Annotated in this window: 19 protein-coding genes and 2 pseudogenes; 8 read left to right on the top strand and 13 right to left on the bottom strand. The window is 70.7% G+C overall.

Annotation, left to right across the window (positions count from 1 at the left end):
* Positions 1–7: 7 nt before the first annotated feature.
* Positions 8–172 (bottom strand): annotated as a pseudogene (locus tag DN069_RS42575) (phosphorothioated DNA-binding restriction endonuclease); the annotation flags it as partial.
* 251 nt (positions 173–423) lie between these two features.
* On the opposite strand from DN069_RS42575, the gene DN069_RS07980 reads away from it, so the two are divergent.
* The 6 genes from DN069_RS07980 to DN069_RS07955 all read left to right on the top strand — a co-directional run bounded on the left by DN069_RS07980 (position 424) and on the right by DN069_RS07955 (position 4,932).
* Complete coding sequence (locus DN069_RS07980) at positions 424–822, top strand: hypothetical protein (protein ID WP_111500143.1); 399 nt, start codon at positions 424–426, stop codon at positions 820–822.
* Complete coding sequence (locus DN069_RS07975) at positions 819–1,040, top strand: hypothetical protein (protein WP_111500142.1); 222 nt, start codon at positions 819–821, stop codon at positions 1,038–1,040. Before DN069_RS07980 ends, DN069_RS07975 begins: the two co-directional genes overlap by 4 nt.
* Positions 1,041–1,543: 503 nt before the next feature.
* On the top strand, positions 1,544–2,764 hold the full coding sequence (locus DN069_RS07965) for a PP2C family protein-serine/threonine phosphatase (RefSeq protein ID WP_111500140.1): 1,221 nt from the start codon (positions 1,544–1,546) through the stop codon (positions 2,762–2,764).
* Positions 2,743–3,129, top strand: coding sequence for a DUF5994 family protein (locus tag DN069_RS42815; RefSeq protein WP_424556265.1), 387 nt, complete (start codon positions 2,743–2,745; stop codon positions 3,127–3,129). The genes DN069_RS07965 and DN069_RS42815 overlap by 22 nt, the downstream gene beginning before the upstream one ends.
* A complete protein-coding gene (locus DN069_RS07960) occupies positions 3,126–3,605 on the top strand; it encodes a DUF5994 family protein (protein ID WP_111500139.1) in 480 nt (159 codons plus the stop codon). Before DN069_RS42815 ends, DN069_RS07960 begins: the two co-directional genes overlap by 4 nt.
* Before the next feature lie 58 nt (positions 3,606–3,663).
* On the top strand, positions 3,664–4,932 hold the full coding sequence (locus DN069_RS07955; RefSeq protein WP_111500138.1) for an ATP-binding protein: 1,269 nt from the start codon (positions 3,664–3,666) through the stop codon (positions 4,930–4,932).
* A 108-nt stretch (positions 4,933–5,040) separates the two neighbouring features.
* Here the strand turns inward: DN069_RS07955 and DN069_RS07950 are convergent, their stop codons facing one another.
* A complete protein-coding gene (locus DN069_RS07950) occupies positions 5,041–5,313 on the bottom strand; it encodes a hypothetical protein (RefSeq protein WP_111500137.1) in 273 nt (90 codons plus the stop codon).
* A gap of 227 nt (positions 5,314–5,540) precedes the next feature.
* On the opposite strand from DN069_RS07950, the gene DN069_RS07945 reads away from it, so the two are divergent.
* On the top strand, positions 5,541–6,065 hold the full coding sequence (locus tag DN069_RS07945) for an inorganic diphosphatase (protein WP_111500136.1): 525 nt from the start codon (positions 5,541–5,543) through the stop codon (positions 6,063–6,065).
* A gap of 245 nt (positions 6,066–6,310) precedes the next feature.
* Here the strand turns inward: DN069_RS07945 and DN069_RS07935 are convergent, their stop codons facing one another.
* The 11 genes and pseudogenes from DN069_RS07935 to DN069_RS41400 form a co-directional block, all read right to left on the bottom strand.
* Positions 6,311–7,051: a GAF domain-containing protein gene (locus DN069_RS07935; RefSeq protein WP_165845417.1), complete on the bottom strand. Its 741-nt coding sequence runs from the start codon at positions 7,049–7,051 to the stop codon at positions 6,311–6,313.
* A 5-nt stretch (positions 7,052–7,056) separates the two neighbouring features.
* Positions 7,057–7,794 (bottom strand): ANTAR domain-containing protein, encoded by a 738-nt coding sequence (locus tag DN069_RS07930; RefSeq protein WP_133259855.1) that lies wholly within the window; start codon positions 7,792–7,794, stop codon positions 7,057–7,059.
* A gap of 358 nt (positions 7,795–8,152) precedes the next feature.
* The gene (locus DN069_RS07925) at positions 8,153–8,551 is read right to left on the bottom strand and encodes an STAS domain-containing protein (RefSeq protein WP_243638993.1); all 399 of its coding nucleotides are present in this window, start codon (positions 8,549–8,551) and stop codon (positions 8,153–8,155) included.
* Positions 8,552–8,866: 315 nt separating this feature from the next.
* On the bottom strand, positions 8,867–9,037 hold the full coding sequence (locus DN069_RS39925) for a hypothetical protein (RefSeq protein WP_165845416.1): 171 nt from the start codon (positions 9,035–9,037) through the stop codon (positions 8,867–8,869).
* A gap of 5 nt (positions 9,038–9,042) precedes the next feature.
* Positions 9,043–9,660, bottom strand: coding sequence for a DUF5994 family protein (locus DN069_RS07920; protein ID WP_243638992.1), 618 nt, complete (start codon positions 9,658–9,660; stop codon positions 9,043–9,045).
* A gap of 515 nt (positions 9,661–10,175) precedes the next feature.
* Positions 10,176–10,502, bottom strand: coding sequence for a DUF3040 domain-containing protein (locus DN069_RS07915; RefSeq protein ID WP_111500133.1), 327 nt, complete (start codon positions 10,500–10,502; stop codon positions 10,176–10,178).
* Between the two features lie 596 nt (positions 10,503–11,098).
* Entirely contained in the window at positions 11,099–11,509 is a 411-nt protein-coding gene (locus tag DN069_RS07910; protein ID WP_243638991.1) for an STAS domain-containing protein, read from the bottom strand.
* Positions 11,510–11,766: 257 nt separating this feature from the next.
* A complete protein-coding gene (locus tag DN069_RS39355) occupies positions 11,767–11,958 on the bottom strand; it encodes a hypothetical protein (RefSeq protein WP_133259854.1) in 192 nt (63 codons plus the stop codon).
* Positions 11,959–12,664: 706 nt separating this feature from the next.
* Positions 12,665–13,309 carry a hypothetical protein gene (locus DN069_RS07900; protein ID WP_207892082.1) on the bottom strand — a complete coding sequence of 215 codons (645 nt, stop codon included), beginning with the start codon at positions 13,307–13,309 and terminating at the stop codon, positions 12,665–12,667.
* 108 nt (positions 13,310–13,417) lie between these two features.
* Positions 13,418–13,648 (bottom strand): COG4315 family predicted lipoprotein, encoded by a 231-nt coding sequence (locus DN069_RS41405; RefSeq protein WP_243638994.1) that lies wholly within the window; start codon positions 13,646–13,648, stop codon positions 13,418–13,420.
* 105 nt (positions 13,649–13,753) lie between these two features.
* Positions 13,754–13,867: pseudogene (locus DN069_RS41400) on the bottom strand (hypothetical protein); the annotation flags it as partial.
* On the opposite strand from DN069_RS41400, the gene DN069_RS41395 reads away from it, so the two are divergent.
* Positions 13,866–14,036, top strand: a complete 171-nt coding sequence (locus tag DN069_RS41395; protein WP_243638990.1) for a hypothetical protein — start codon at positions 13,866–13,868, stop codon at positions 14,034–14,036. The pseudogene DN069_RS41400 and the gene DN069_RS41395 overlap by 2 nt on opposite strands.
* The last annotated feature ends 127 nt before the right edge of the window (positions 14,037–14,163 follow it).

The following is a 14,163-nucleotide window of genomic DNA, read 5'->3' as shown; positions in this document are numbered from 1 at the left end:
CCCGAGGTCAGGTCGCGACCTGACCTCGGGACCCACGTTCGCGGACGTTGTTGGCCTGCTGGGCGTGCCATTCGCGGTGTCGGGGGTGGACGCGTTCCGCCCCGGCCTGCGGGCCGAGAAGGCACTGGCAGGCCAGGTTGATCACCTGGCGTCCGGCGTGGCTGTGGTGGACTTGAGGGGTAGGCTGAGGCCAGCCGATCGCTGCCGAACGACGACCTCTTCGAGTGGATCCTGGACCCAGATCTCCGCTGAGTCCGGCCGACCGCGACCGAGACGCACGAGACCGGATACGCCTCCCTCGTCGAGGCCGAGCTGCCCTGGACCAAAGCCGACGACATCGACGTCGAGGTCAGCGAACGGGAGGGCACGTCGCCGCGCCTGGAACTGGCGCCCAAACCTCCTGGAACAGGAGGACGGTTCGCCATGCCTGGCATCTATGCCCTCATCGATCCCGACGGACGGCTGCATTTCCGTGACGGCGATACCCGCGCGATGTTCATGGACCCCGACGCCGCGCAGGCGAGCACCGTCGCCTTCACCATTCTGCGTGCCCAGGGCACAGCCCAGGGGTTGTGTGGTTACACAGAGGACGGCCTCCGTGCCTCTGGCCGGCAACCCAACCCGGTCGGCCAGGCGCTCGTGGCCGCCTTCGGTAGCCCCGATCCGCCGATCCACGGCGCCCTGGCCATCTGCGGCACCCATGACGTACCCGGTGACACCATGATCGGCCTGTGTGGACTCAGCGAACCCCAGCAGCGACTCATCCGCTCCGTCCACGCCGGAGTGCGCCAAGAAAGAGGAGAAGCAGGTCAGCGGCCATGACCACGCTGAAGGCCGAGTTCGGAGTCGCGACCGCCGTACTGTGGCACATCGTCCCCGACGCCAACGGCGCCGCCCTCTGCCACAGACTGTTGTCATCCATCGCAGAGGTGCGCCCGATGACCGATGCCGACGGCGAAGACATCGAAGTCAGTCAGCTGTGTCCGCACTGCCGTACCGCCCTGGAGCGAGCTCCCAGAGAGACCGACGACCAGAGCTGAGACCTTGCCTCGCAGACGGCCAGCACTGAATCCGGCTGGGCCCCGACGTTGAGGGCGCTGAACTCGGTGAGCCCGCGGGTGTTGAGCCGGGTGCCGATCACGGCCCCTCCCGAAGGGCCAACCGTCGAGACGGCCCTCGTACGGGGGCTGGGAGCGGTGCGGAGGCGATCGGATCGCGGCTCCTGCTGTTCGGCTGCTTCGGCCTGGCCGAGCCGGACCCGAGGTCCGCGGCCTGATGGGCCCGCTGTCCTGCCTGAACCAGGCCCGCTACGGCATCGTGTGGGGCGCGCAGACTGCTCGGGAGCCGATCGAGGGATTCCACTGGCGCGGCGTCCTCCGCGCCGCTGCGCCTCGGCGAGTCCTGTCCGATCCGCCGCCTCAGCCTCCCTGGGCTACGGGACTCCCTGTCCACATGGCCGTCCACACTACTCCGGCCTGACCCACGCGTGTGACGCGTCCTGATAGCAGGCGCGGTCGCTGGGAATGCGTGGTCGGATGGCTCTATGAAGGAGCGTCACGGAGATCGGGCCGCGCCCGAGGGCGGGGGCGCCGGACGGTTCGGCGGGCACCTGCTCGGTCGTCTCCTGGACCGTGCGGCCGCCGTGCAGCCGCGGCTCTTCGCCTCGGTGGTCACGCAGGAGCTCTCCGCCGCCGGCGGGCGGGACGCCGTGCTACTGCTCCAGGACTACGAGCAGTTGTTCCTCAGCCCCCTGTCCCACGACGGCTGCGCAAGTACCGGCCCACAGCCGATCGTCGGCTCACCTGCGGGCCAGGCCTTCGTGGAGGAGCGCCTGGTCGCGCGGCCCGAGGCCGACGGGCTGCGGGTCTACCTCCCACTGACGGACGGCGGGGACAGCCTCGGCGTGCTGGCCCTGTCCGTGGACCGCCTCGACGACCGGGAGCGAGCGGACCTGACCAGGCTCGCCACCCTGGTGGCGAGCCTCCTGACATCGCGGGACCGGTCCACGGACCTGTTCACCCGGGCACGCCGTCGCCGTCCGATGACCGTCGCCGCTGAGATCCAGTGGTCCCTGCTGCCTCCGCTGACGATGTCGGTCCCCGAGGTGGAGGTGGCGGGTTTCCTGGAGCCGGCCTACGAGGTCGCCGGGGACAGCTTCGACTACGCCCTGAACGGCGACACGCTGCACGCCGCCGTGATCGACGCCATGGGGCACGGTCTGAAGGCCGCGGTGATGGCCACCGCGGCGATCGGCGCCTACCGCCACGCGCGGCGTGCGGGCGTCGGCCTGGCCGAGATCTACGCCTACATGGACGAGGTGATCGCGGACCAGTTCGACCCCGAGCACTTCGCCACGGCGCAGATGATGCGGCTGGACGTCCCGACCGGACGGTTGCAGTGGGTCAACGCCGGGCACCCGGCGCCGCTGCTGGTCCGCGACCACGACGTCGTCCGGATTCTCGACGGCCCGACCACCCTGCCTGTCGGCTTCGGCGGCGAGAAGCCGCTGGTCAGCGAGGTGAACCTGCAACCAGGAGATCGGATCGTCTGCTTTACCGACGGCGTGGTCGAGGAGCACACCTCGGGCGGCATCCAGTTCGGCCGCACGCAGCTCATCGACATCGCCGCACGCGTGGGGCGGGCCGGGAACGGCCTGGCGGCCACCACGCGGGCCCTCTCCCACGCCCTCAAGGCCGCACGGGGCGGGCGTACCAGCGACGACGCGACGATCTTCCTGATCGAATGGCGTGGACCGGGCCGTTGACGGACCTTCCGGCGCACGAACTTCCGCTGCTCATAGCCGAGTTGGATCGTGATCGGGGGCGCATCACCCGCGTGACCGTCGACCCTCGCCACTGGAGACCTCGAAGAAGTGCTGGATCCCTGGAAGGTCGTGCGCGAACGCGTCGTTCAGTTCGCGCAGGTGCTTCATGCGGGGGTCGGTCGCCGACGCGCAGCCGCGGCTCTGCTGGGAGCACCGGAGCTGTTGGTGCTGGACGAGCCGACGGTCGGTACCGGAGTAGCGTGGGATTGGCCCCCGAAGCGGCTCGGCGCGTCGGCCTCTGCCCGGCGGAGCGACGTCGGCCGTCGGGCGGGGTGGTCCGTTGCGGACAGGGCGGTGTCCCATGAGTGTCGATCCTTCCACCACGCCGTCAGCGGGAAGGCTGCTGGACGGGAACGACTGGCCGCGGGCGCCGGGTGCGGTGGTGCCGCGGCTGGAGACGACCGCGTCGCGGCTCAGGGCGCACGACGGGGCCTGGTGGCCGCGCCCACGCGACCTGGCTGCGGAGCTTCCGGCACTCATCACGGCGGTGACGGAGTCCGTGGGACCGATAGAACGGGTGGGCCTGGACGCCGCCGCGTGGGACGAGGTGCCGGGACGGATGACCGTCGACGACCGGGTCGTCCACATCGACCGGTTCCCGGTCGGCGACGACACGGTGATCCTCACCTGCGGCGACCACGACCACTTCGTGCTCCTGGTCGTGCCCCCGGGCACGGACCCTGCGGCCGCCCAGGCCGCCGTCGCCGCGGCGGTGCTGGCCGGCGCCTCGGATTCGGCCCGGCAGATCTTCGTCAAGACCGGCATCGCACCTGCGGTGTGACCCAGTGGACCGCCGGACGACGGGAAAGCCCCGGGACCACGACCCCCGAGGGCCGGCCATGGCAGTGTGGCACGTGCGTGACTCCACGCCGGACGATCTCGAAGCAGTGGTGCGGCTCGACGGCGAGAACGCCGGCGCGGACCCGCCCGCTGTCTTCCGTCTCTCGGAGGTCGTGGCCGCGCTGCAGGCCGGGAATCCGAGCGTCGTCGCGGTGGCCGAGGGACATCTCGTCGGCGCGGCGGTGGGCCGGGTGGACGGGGACCGGGCCTGGGTGCTGCGCGTCGCCCTGCATCCGGCCTGGCGCAACCTGGGCCTCGGCACCGCGCTGGTCTCCGCCCTGGAGCATCGTCTCCAGGCGGCCGGAGCCAGGATCGTCGCCGCCGTTCTCTCGGCGGAGGCGACCGGTGCCACGGCGCTGGGCAACTCGGGCTTCTCCCACCACCAGGGCCTGACGTACTTCGAGAAGGTCGCGGTGGTGAGCGCACAGGGCTCGGCGGTTCTGGCGTCGCTGGGGGGATCGGTGCCCGATGCCGGTCTCTGGGGGCAGCTGAGAGGGATGACCGACGAGAAGCGGCTCATCGAACGGCGCCTGGTGCTCCCGCTGGCCAATCCCGAGGTCGCGGACGAGCACGGCGTGGAACCTCCCCGCGCGGTGGTGCTGTTCGGGCCTCCGGGGACGGGGAAGAGCACGTTCGCCAGAGCGGTGGCCGGTCGGCTCGGGTGGCCGTTCGTAGAGCTCTTTCCCTCACGGCTGGCGTTGGAGGGTGGGCTCGCCACGGGCCTCGGGCACCGTTTCGGGCAGATCGCGGAGCTCGACCGGGTGCTGGTCTTCATCGACGAGGTCGAAGAGGTCGCCAGTACGCGCAACCTCGCCGACCCGGCGTCGGTCGGTGTGGTCAACGAGCTCCTCAAGTCGATCGTGCGCTTCCGTGAGCGTGACGGCAGGCTGCTCGTCTGCGCCACCAACGCGGTCTCCGCCTTGGACCCGGCTTTCCTGCGGCATGGCCGCTTCGACTACGTCCTGCCGGTCGGCCCGCCGGACCGGGAGGCCCGCATCGCGTTGTGGTCCGGCTACATCGCCAAGACGGGTACGGACGCCGACACGGAAGCCCTGGCGGACGCCAGCGACGGATTCACTCCCGCCGACATCAAGCAGGTCGCCCGGGGGGTCGCCCAGACGGTCTTCGAGCGCACTCTCGACACCGGCGAACGGGCACGTCCCACCACGGCGGACTACCTGGACGCCATCGGCAGCACCCGGGCGACGGTGACCGAGGAGATGGCCCGGGAGTTCGCCGACGACACGATCCGGTACGGCCGGACCTGAGGACTCGCGGGGCCGGGGGCCACAGGGCTGGCGCTGGAGGCGATCGGGGGGCGCCAGGCCCAGTGCTGACGCCCACGTCGGGCGCGGGAAGCAGGCACCACGGCTGTGCTAGCCGGGCGGGGGTGGTGCCCCGTCCAGTTGTTCCTGGAGCCACTTCAGCGCTTCCGGCGTGGCCCCGTTCGCCCTCGCATAGTTGAGCAGCCGCTCGACCTGGCCGTCGAGGAGAAGCCGGACGTCCTGTTGCTGCGCGACCAGGAATCCCGCTGCCATGCCCTTCATCCCCCAAGCGGCGAGGGCCTGCTCCACGGCCGCCCGGTCGCCCCTGCGGGCGTCGTCCATGATCCGGTCGGTCAGGGCCTCCAGGTCGATGTCCATCGTCATGCACCCCAGCCTGCGCGGCTCGCCCCGGATGCGCGAGATCGGCGATACCCGGCTGCCGACCGGGGCCGGCTTTTCCGTTCCGCGCGGTGTCGCTCCGTCGGCAGGGGAGCCACGGCCGTAGCCTGGTGTCGGCCGTCATGGTGCGCCGGTGTTCCGCGGCTGCGCGGTGAGGCGTCGAGGGCGGCTCAGCCTCGCCCGTTGATCCGTGCCGTCGGCAGGAGCGGGAGATGGACTTCGTTGTGGTCGTGGAGATCCCCCAGGGGTCCCGCAACAAGTACGAGATGGACCACGCTCTCGGGCGCATCCGGTTGGACCGGATGCTCTTCACCTCCACCCGCTACCCGGCCGACTACGGCTACGTCGAGGGCACTCTCGGACTGGACGGTGAACCGCTGGACGCGCTCGTCCTGGGTGGCGAACCCACCTTCCCGGGGGTGCTGATCCGCTGCCGTGCGCTGGGCATGTTCCGCATGAACGACCAGCGGGGCGAGGACGACAAGGTGCTGTGCGTCCCGGCTACCGACCCCCGTATGAACCACCTGCACGAGCTCGACGACGTGTTCCCCCACGACCTCCGGGAGATCCAGCACTTCTTCGAGGTCTACAAGGACCTGGAACCCGGCAAGTCCTTCGACGGCGCCTCCTGGCTCGGCCGGTCGGCGGCCGAGCAGGAGATCACCTCGGCTCGGGCCAGGCCGGCTGCCGGCCCCTCACGGGAGCACGAGGCCGGGGCGACCCCGACGCACAGCTGACCGGCGCCGTACGAACTCCGGTCCGGCGCGGGCGGTGCTCCGCCGTGGCCACGCCATGCTTCCCGCGATGTGGCAGGTCGTCGGTCTCCTCGGGGTTCTCGACGAGCTCCTGGAGTTCGTTGAGGACGTGTCCGTGAAGGAAGCCGAAGAGGGCACGGTAGATGTGCAGGGCGTCGGCTCCGCTGAAGCCGGCGCGGCGCTGGTAACGCTGCGGCAAGCCGCCTCGGGCCCCGAAGTCGGTGAGGTCAGCGATGCCGGGGTGATCGGGGGATCTGCTCGGTGTCGAACTCGCCGTCGGCGATCAGCCGGGCCAGGTGCGAGAGCTGGTGATGGTGGGATCGGGCGTAGGCGCGGAACGCTGCGAACGCCTGGTCCGGGGTGACCTGCCAGCGCTCGGCCAGGATGCCCTTGACCTGTTCCAGGACGATCCGGCTGGTGAGTGCGTACTGGAGCTGTCCGCGCTCGGTCTCGCTGTGGGCCAGGGTGCGCTGCTGCAGGATGGCGATGGTCGCCACGTCCGCCAGCGCCTGGGCCAGGGCGGTGTCCGCGTCACTCAGGGTGTTGCCCCTGGTCTGGAACAGGCCGAGAGCGCCGATGACGCGCCCACGCAGCCGCATCGGGATCGCGTTGGTGGACAGGAAGCCGGACTGCAGCGCGGCCGGGGTGAACTCGGGCCACGCCTGCGAGACGTTCGGGTCCGCCAGGTCGATGTTGGTGCGCGGCCGGCCGCTGCGGTAGCACTCCACGCAGGGACCCTGGTCGTACTGCAGGGCGAAGAGTTCCAGTAGCCGGGTGTTCTCGTCCGAGGCGGCCAGCACCTGCAGCACGTCGTGCTCGTCGGCCAGCAGCACCCCGCACGCCGCGACGTCCAGCAGTTCCACGCAGCGCTCGGACAGCCGCTGGAGGAAGTCGATCAGGTCGAAGTCATCGATCAGTGAGTCGGCGACCTCCACGAAGACCTTGGTCAGTTGCTGCTCGCGGGCCATGGCGATCAGTCCTTGTCTGAGACGGGCAACGGGTTTCCGTCGCCGTTGCCGTTGAGGTCCAGGCGCAGCCGCCGCGCGACCACGTCCCGGGAGACGTCGGTGAGTGGCCGGCCGCTGCTGTAGGCGTACGCGCGCAGCCGCAGCAGAGCCTGGGGCAGGGACACATCGAGCTGGACACTGACCATGCCGGTGGCCTGGTGCACGACGGCGTGCAACAGCGCGTCCGCGGAGTCTGCCGGAGCGGCCCCGTTCGGGCCTGGCACGACGCTGCCGAGCGCGCGCCCGGCCAGGGCATGCGCCAGGACCTGCGCGTCACCGACCTGCCCGTCGGTCAGCGGCCCGGCCGTCCGGCGTACCAGGGTCAGCACACCGACGCGGATCGCCCCGATGCCCATCGGGAAGCAGAACACCGCGCGGGCCGCCAGGCCGGCTGCCTCCACTCTCAGAGCCGGCCAGCGCTCGGGCCGCACCAGCGCGAGGTCGGGCACCAGCACCATCGCGTCGCCGCGCACGGCCTCGGGGCCGGGGCCCTCGCCGAGAGTGAACTGCAGGTCCTCGAAGCTGCCGGCGGCCTCGTCGGTGCACCACATCAGCTCCGCCCGGTCACCCCCGGTCGCCAGGGAGACCGTCAGCCCGCTCACGCCCAGGGTCACCGCGGCCAGCACGGCGACGTCCGCCGCGGCGTCGAACCCTTCGTCGCGCTGAAGCAGCCGCAGAACCTCGGCCATACCGTCACTGATCACCGGTTGTCCTGTTCCGGACGGCCGGCCCTGGGGCGTCGCAGGTCGCCACCCGACAACGTAAGGGCTGCCGAGTTGACGGCGATAGCGCGTACCCCCGTATCCCTACAACTCCCGACCAGTGCGACCACCGTACCGCGCTCTCCGTCGCGCCGGTGACCAGGCAACGGGGGGAGCTTCCGCAGCGGCGACGACGCCGAGGGGAGCAGGGCGCGAGTCTCGCTGATGCGGCCCATCGCGACCTCCTCGCTGCGCCGAGCGGGACTCCCCGTGCAACACAGAGAACTTATGGCAACAGAGTAGTCGGGGACGTGCGGTACCGGCCCTGCCTCGCGGCGGAGGCGACGGAGGCGGGGCGGCTCTACCTCGGGCGCGCGGGCTGCGGCGCGAGCAGGAGGCTCCCGGTGCCGGTCAGGGCGAGCAATCGCGCAACCGGCGGTGCTGGGTGGTGCAGTCGCACGGATGCTCCGATGGCCGCGGCGCGCTGGAAGGCGTCCAGGAAAGCGCTCAGGCCGCTGCAGTCGCAGAAGCCGACGTGGGTGAGCTCGACATCGATGGTGCGCGCGCCGTCGAGCAGGCACCGCGTCAGGGCTCGGAGGACCAGCGAGGCGGAATCCAGATCGATGTCGCCGATCAGGGTGATCTCGGCACTGCTCCCGCGATCGTGCCGCTCGACTGCCAACGTCGCCGCCCCCGCTCGGGGCTCGGGAAGGCTGTGGCTGACCGTCATGCGTCGAGTCACGACGCTCTCCGCGGACATCCAGATCTCCTCGGCTGTCTCGTCAGTGAGACCGCCGGGGGCTGGGGCAGCCGGAGCAAGGCCGCAGTTGCGACCTGAGGCCGGGCGTTGGGGGAGCTGCGTCGTAGCAGCCTCGACCGTGCGCGTCGACCAGGCAAACAGGTGTTCTGCTGGGAACTCTTTCGACGTGCCGAGGCCGTCTGCGATTCCCTTCGATGGTTCGTCACGCTCCGCTGCGCGGACACCCGTCCGCAGCTGCGGACGGGTGTTTTCGGCGCAGGAAGCGCCGGTTCACGCGGCGAAGCAGGTTCAGGAACAGCACCCGGCGCGCCGCCGTCAGGGACGGTGAACCGTGTGCCGGGCCGCAGAGCCACGTCGGTGGAGGCCCCAACGGTGCGGCTGGACTGTCGTCGGCAGGGCGGTGTGACGGGCGTTGGCCAGCTGGATCAGCAGCACGCAGGCGTAGATCACGGCGGCGATCGCGAGCACGGTGAGGAGCGTCGTCATCGTTCTCACCTGCCTGAGGACACGCTGATGCGGCCGATGGGCATGATCAGCGGAACGGACCGTGCCGCGCCGCCCTCGGATTCCCATGCGGCTTCCGCGCTGATGTCGCGGGCCGGGGCGTCGCCCGCGTCGGCCGCGTCGTTGACGCTGCGGTCGCGTTCGGCGGCGAGCAGGGCGCTCGCGGTGGACGAGCCGGCCGGGTCGCCCGCGGCGGCCATCAGCCGGGCGGCGGCCGCCTGGCCGGTCTGCGGTGGGATGACGAGCACGTCCCAGCGGCCGGTGCGGTAGGACAGGAGCAGGAGCTTGTGCGGGTCCTGCTCGGTGGTGAACCAGCCGACCTTGACCACGTGTCCCTGGACCGGAACCTCGCGGGGCAGTGACTCCCAGTTGCGAGGGTTGACGTTGACCCTGGTGATCCGCCCCCACAGCCGGTCCAACGTGGGGATGAGGGAGGGCAGTTCGCGAAGGAGGTCGTCGGAGTGCGGCCACCAGGCGCCGTCCAGGGCGCCGACGGGGAGGCCGCCGCCTCCGGCGGCGGGCCGCAGGGCGAGGCGCAGCGCGGGGGATTCCGTGCGGGGCGGGGGAAGGGCGACCGAAGGAGGTCGCATGAGTGGCACGGACATGATGCGCGTCCTGTCCCCGGACCCGCGCGCAGGCCCGGCGTCGGCGTTCGCCGAGAACGACAGGGGCATGCAGCCGGTGTGCGGAAGACCCTCGGTACCCCTCTCATACCCCGCGTGGCGGCGTCGTGAACCGATGCGGGGCGTCCGATCCGGCCCAGTCCACCAGTCCACCAGGCCGCCAGGTCGGGCTGCCGGCGGTCATCCCGGTCGTCCTGTTCGTCGCCGCCCTGGTCCACCTTCGTCCGGGCCGTCCCGGGGAAGCACCGGTTGACCAGGAACATCTTCCGGCATCCGCGTCCGGGTGTCCTGGCGGACGCGGTGGAGGCAGGCTCCGCCCGATGTCACGGCGTGCCGCCCTGCCATCGGCACAGGGCTGCGCATCGCGCCGAACCGCACCGGCCGAGCCCGCCGGCACGGGGTTCCGTCGCACAGCCGCGTCTCCCTCTCCGTTGCCGATCCGCAGGCGCAAGCGGCACGCCTGCGGTCGATCACCGCCCTCACTCCGTGACCCGATGTCACCGACGATGAGGCCCCCGGCCGTTCAGGCCTCGCTGTCTGGCCACTGCCATCGCGATGAGCAGCGTCCACCAGGCCGCGTCCGCCAGCAGGAGCGTGACGGCCAGCAGAAGCGCGTCCGCGCTGCGCACCGTGAACGCCACGGCGAGCAGGACGGCGGCGAGCGCCAGTCCGGCCGGCCCGACCACGCGGCGGACACCGCGGCGGCGGTGTCGCGGCGGAGCCCAGGCATGGAAGCACTCCAGCAGGTGCACCAGGTCGGGTTCGCTCGCGCGCAGGTGCTCCTCGATGTCGGACAATGCGCGTCGCTCGTGCTGGGAAAGCATCGTGTGCGCCTCCCGCGTTCCGGTTCTGCGCTCAGGCGCGGACAACACGTCGGCAGGAAATCGAACCAGCCCGGCCGAGATTCCTGGGAGCAGCCGCAACCGGTGTGTTCGGACAGTGTCGTCACTTGCGCGATCTGCGGGGCCCCGCAGAGCTCGACACCACCTGACCACGCCCGCCCCCTTCGCCGACAACGCCCGTCTGGTGTGTGGGCGGCCCGCATGCGTCCCTGATCGGGCGGCGACGCTGTTCGCGGACACCCGGACTCTTCGGCTGCCTTGTCTGGGACACCGCCGGGGTCTGGGGCAGCTGGAGCGCTTGCCGCTGGAGCGGCCGGCTCAGTCGGTCTGTCCGAGACGCCGGAGCACGGGGCTTCGGGCGTTCGAACCCGCCGACAACGCATTTCCGCCATCGACTCTACGCCGTGCTGCAGCAGCCTGACAGCGCACGGAGCGGCCGAGGAACAGCCCGAGCATCGGTCGGCGTCGCCGGAGGCGTCGCCATCGGTCCACCGTGCCGTCGTCGGAGCCGCGCAGGACGAGACCGGGTAGGGGGCGCCTGCCGCGCGCAGCGCCGGCGTCCGTGGGGCCGAGCGCCGTCAGCAGTCCTCTCCCACGCCTCCCAGGTGCAGCAGGGGGGTGTCGGTGCAGGCCAGCGCGATCAGTCGGGCCACGACGGGTCTCGGGTCGCGCAGCCGCAGGGACACCCCAGCCGCAGCGGCTTGACGGTGGGCCTGCAGCAACGCGCTCAGCCCGCTGCAGTCGCAGAAGCCGACCTGCGCGAGGTGGACCTCGATGGCGTGCACACCGTCGGCCAGGCAGCGTGACAGTGCGTGGCGCACGATCGGCGCGGAGGCCATGTCGATCTCGCCGGCCAGTGTGATCTCGGCCCTGCCGTACCGGTCGTGCCGTTCGACGGTGAGTGTCTCCGTCGGCATCGCGGCCCCACGCTGGGGCGGCGGGCGACGGCGGGCTCCCATCGATCGGCCGGTGATGTGGTTCGTGGGCATCCAGATCTCCTCGGCCGTCTCCTCCGGGATGCCGCCGGGGTCTGGGGCAGCTGGAACGATCACCGCCGAAGCGGTCAGCTCAGTCGGTCAGCCGGGGGCACCTCGACGCAGGACGCTCGAATGCCCGCACTAGCCAAGAACAGATAGTCCACTATCCGATACGGACTGTACGGCTTGCGGGAGCAGACCGGTACTGGGCCGCCTGGACACCTGATTTCCGCCGAGGCCGCGTTCCCCCTGTCCTGCATCGAAGCCACTCACGTCCTGAGCGAGGGGCCGTCCGGTCCGCTGCGCAGGTCCGCCTCCAGTGCAGCCCGCAGTTCCATCAGGTCCTCCAACTCGGCCAGCGTGCTGAACCGGGACAGAAGTTCCTGGGCCATCCGCGCGTCGCCGCACCGGACGGCCCGCACCAGGTAGGCGATCACCTGGGAGACAGTCAGCCTTGTCATGTCGGTCTCCGACTTCACCTCAGACAGCCCCAGCTCGTCCCGGTCGGCACCGCCATGACGGACGGTGCTGCTGCTCGACCGCCCGCGTTTCCGCTCGTTACTCCGGGAGAGTCCGTCGATGAAGGGCACAGGGACCCGACGCAGGAGCGGCCCGAGTCCCGGTCCAGCTCGCCGGTCAACCTGATCGTCGTCCTGCCCGGCCCGTCGTGACGCTCAACCGCGAGTGCGGCCGACCTCCCGATCCCGCACCGGCGCAGGTGTTGGCGGTCTGCCGTCGATCGGGCATTGATATCGCGCGCGCCCATCCAGGTCTCCTCGGCCGTCTCTGTGGGACGCCGCCGGGGGCTGGGGCAGCAGGAACAATCGCCGCCGAAGCGGACCCTGTCGATCGGTCAGGCCGAGCAGTCACCCACGAACACGGATTCGCACGCTCACACCAACCAAGGAGCAGGTATTCCACAACAGACTGTACGGCTCATTCGGTCGGGCCTGATACTGCCCGGATCGTTCGAACAAGTGCCGGATCATCCGACGTAGTTGAGGGCGGACCCGGCGGCGCCACTACGTCCGGTGCCTGCACCGCTCGAACTCGGGCAGCTTGCCCACCTCGACATACGCCGGACAGACCGGCTCGCCGGCGTCATCCACGCGTACCAACATGACGACTGAACTGGCGCGGATGAGGTGGTTGGCAGGCGCAGCGTCATCAGGCCGAACGGGCCTGGTGGGCCAGGCGACGGCCTTCTGCGTAGAAGGCTTCGAGTGCGGGGGCGTCGGAGAGTTCGCTCAGGGGACGTGCGGCGCCGAACGGCGCGTTCCAGAACGCGTCCGACTGCGGCGGGGTCCACGGCCCGACGTACGCGTAGGGCTCGTCCGCGAATGCGTCGCCGAGGGAGATGCCGAAGTTGACCTCGTCCCAGGTAATGCTGAGGTCGAAGTGTTCGGGCCACAGCACGGCGGTCTCGTGCGGGGCGAAGTGGCCCAGCGCCTGAAGGCCGAGTGCGAGGCCGTCGGAGATCCGCCCAGCGGACTGCGGATCGACCTCGATGGTGTCCTCGATGGCGATGTCGCATCCTTGGGGGTAGAGGTCCACCGGGGCTCCGGGGGTGATCCCGGCGGTGTGGGCCAGGTCCGTGTAACTGCCTGCCAGGGAGAGTGTGTGTCCGCCGGCGATCAGGCGCAGGTCCTGCACCCTGATGTCCGGTTCCTTGGTGGTGGCGAATCCGCCTGGGATCACCCGAAGCCGGATCGTCCCGCTGCGGCGGAACTGGGGCCCAGCCATCAGCAACTCGGCCAGTCCGTGCAGGCTCCGCCTGGTCTGGATGAACTCAGCGCCCGTCGCCCTGGCCAACTCTCCTCCGAAGTATCAGATCTGACGATCGTCCCTGGGGGAGTGGCACCCGCCGGGCGACACTCCGTCGCTTCTCGTCATCGAGGGGGCGGAAGTGAGGTGTGGGTCTCAGTACCCGCTCCCGCCGCTCGTGGAGCCGGCAGATGCTGACGCGGTCCCTGAGGCGGCGCTGGTGACCGGGGTGCCGTTGGGGCTGACCACGTACCAGGAGGCGCCGAAGGCGTTGACGCCCTGGCCGTTGGTCTGGCCGGGTTTGGTGTCCTCGGCGAAGTAGTAGAGCGGGTGGCCGTGGTAGGTCACCTGGGTGGAGTGGTCGGATCGGGTGATCGTTCCGACCATGGATGCGGTCACTCCGCTGCTGCTGGGCTTCCCCGTCGTGGTCTGCGGCGGCCAGGCCTGTGCACAGGAGCCGTTGCAGGTCGAGGTCGTCCCGGTATCGGCCTTGAACAGGTACAACGTCCTGCCTGAGCCGTCGACCAGGATCTGGCCGAGCGGCGAACTCGCCGTCTTCACCGTGGCGGCGCCTCCGGCTGGGGTGGCGGCACCGCTGCTGGGCATGGCCGAGCCGGCGGTCGTCGTCGCGGCACTGGTGCTGGCGGGCGGGGTCGAGGAAGCCGTGGTACCGGAGCTGCTGCATCCGGAAGAGCAGGCCGCGACGGCGGCCATGCCGACAGCCAGTGTGATGGCACGATTCATGACAGACCTCTTGGCCCTGGGGAAGCGGTGACACCGGCCACCGGCCCGCCGACGGCGAGTCGCGGATTCACGTTACGCACGGACGCCCGGCCCGCTGCCCGGGGCCGTCGACCCCACGCCCGACCTTCACGCGTGCGGGTGACACAGTCGGCCGCAGC

Origin of the sequence: Streptacidiphilus pinicola, from assembly GCF_003258295.1 — a bacterium.
Lineage (GTDB): Bacteria > Actinomycetota > Actinomycetes > Streptomycetales > Streptomycetaceae > Streptacidiphilus > Streptacidiphilus pinicola.
The sequence above is the reverse complement of the archived record's forward strand: the minus strand, read 5'-3'. Positions and strand labels throughout refer to the sequence as shown.

Excerpts from the sequence above, each read along its gene's own strand:
- DN069_RS07980 (WP_111500143.1), top strand. The coding sequence starts at position 424 with ATGCCTGGCATCTATGCCCTCATCGATCCCGACGGACGGCTGCATTTC.
- DN069_RS07975 (WP_111500142.1), top strand. The coding sequence starts at position 819 with ATGACCACGCTGAAGGCCGAGTTCGGAGTCGCGACCGCCGTACTGTGG.
- DN069_RS07965 (WP_111500140.1), top strand. The coding sequence starts at position 1,544 with ATGAAGGAGCGTCACGGAGATCGGGCCGCGCCCGAGGGCGGGGGCGCC.
- DN069_RS42815 (WP_424556265.1), top strand. The coding sequence starts at position 2,743 with ATGGCGTGGACCGGGCCGTTGACGGACCTTCCGGCGCACGAACTTCCG.
- DN069_RS07960 (WP_111500139.1), top strand. The coding sequence starts at position 3,126 with ATGAGTGTCGATCCTTCCACCACGCCGTCAGCGGGAAGGCTGCTGGAC.
- DN069_RS07955 (WP_111500138.1), top strand. The coding sequence starts at position 3,664 with ATGGCAGTGTGGCACGTGCGTGACTCCACGCCGGACGATCTCGAAGCA.
- DN069_RS07950 (WP_111500137.1), bottom strand. The coding sequence starts at position 5,313 with ATGACGATGGACATCGACCTGGAGGCCCTGACCGACCGGATCATGGAC.
- DN069_RS07945 (WP_111500136.1), top strand. The coding sequence starts at position 5,541 with ATGGACTTCGTTGTGGTCGTGGAGATCCCCCAGGGGTCCCGCAACAAG.
- DN069_RS07935 (WP_165845417.1), bottom strand. The coding sequence starts at position 7,051 with ATGGCCCGCGAGCAGCAACTGACCAAGGTCTTCGTGGAGGTCGCCGAC.
- DN069_RS07925 (WP_243638993.1), bottom strand. The coding sequence starts at position 8,551 with ATGTCCGCGGAGAGCGTCGTGACTCGACGCATGACGGTCAGCCACAGC.
- DN069_RS39925 (WP_165845416.1), bottom strand. The coding sequence starts at position 9,037 with ATGACGACGCTCCTCACCGTGCTCGCGATCGCCGCCGTGATCTACGCC.
- DN069_RS07920 (WP_243638992.1), bottom strand. The coding sequence starts at position 9,660 with ATGTCCGTGCCACTCATGCGACCTCCTTCGGTCGCCCTTCCCCCGCCC.
- DN069_RS07915 (WP_111500133.1), bottom strand. The coding sequence starts at position 10,502 with ATGCTTTCCCAGCACGAGCGACGCGCATTGTCCGACATCGAGGAGCAC.
- DN069_RS07910 (WP_243638991.1), bottom strand. The coding sequence starts at position 11,509 with ATGCCCACGAACCACATCACCGGCCGATCGATGGGAGCCCGCCGTCGC.
- DN069_RS39355 (WP_133259854.1), bottom strand. The coding sequence starts at position 11,958 with ATGACAAGGCTGACTGTCTCCCAGGTGATCGCCTACCTGGTGCGGGCC.
- DN069_RS41405 (WP_243638994.1), bottom strand. The coding sequence starts at position 13,648 with ATGGTCGGAACGATCACCCGATCCGACCACTCCACCCAGGTGACCTAC.
- DN069_RS41395 (WP_243638990.1), top strand. The coding sequence starts at position 13,866 with ATGGCCGAGCCGGCGGTCGTCGTCGCGGCACTGGTGCTGGCGGGCGGG.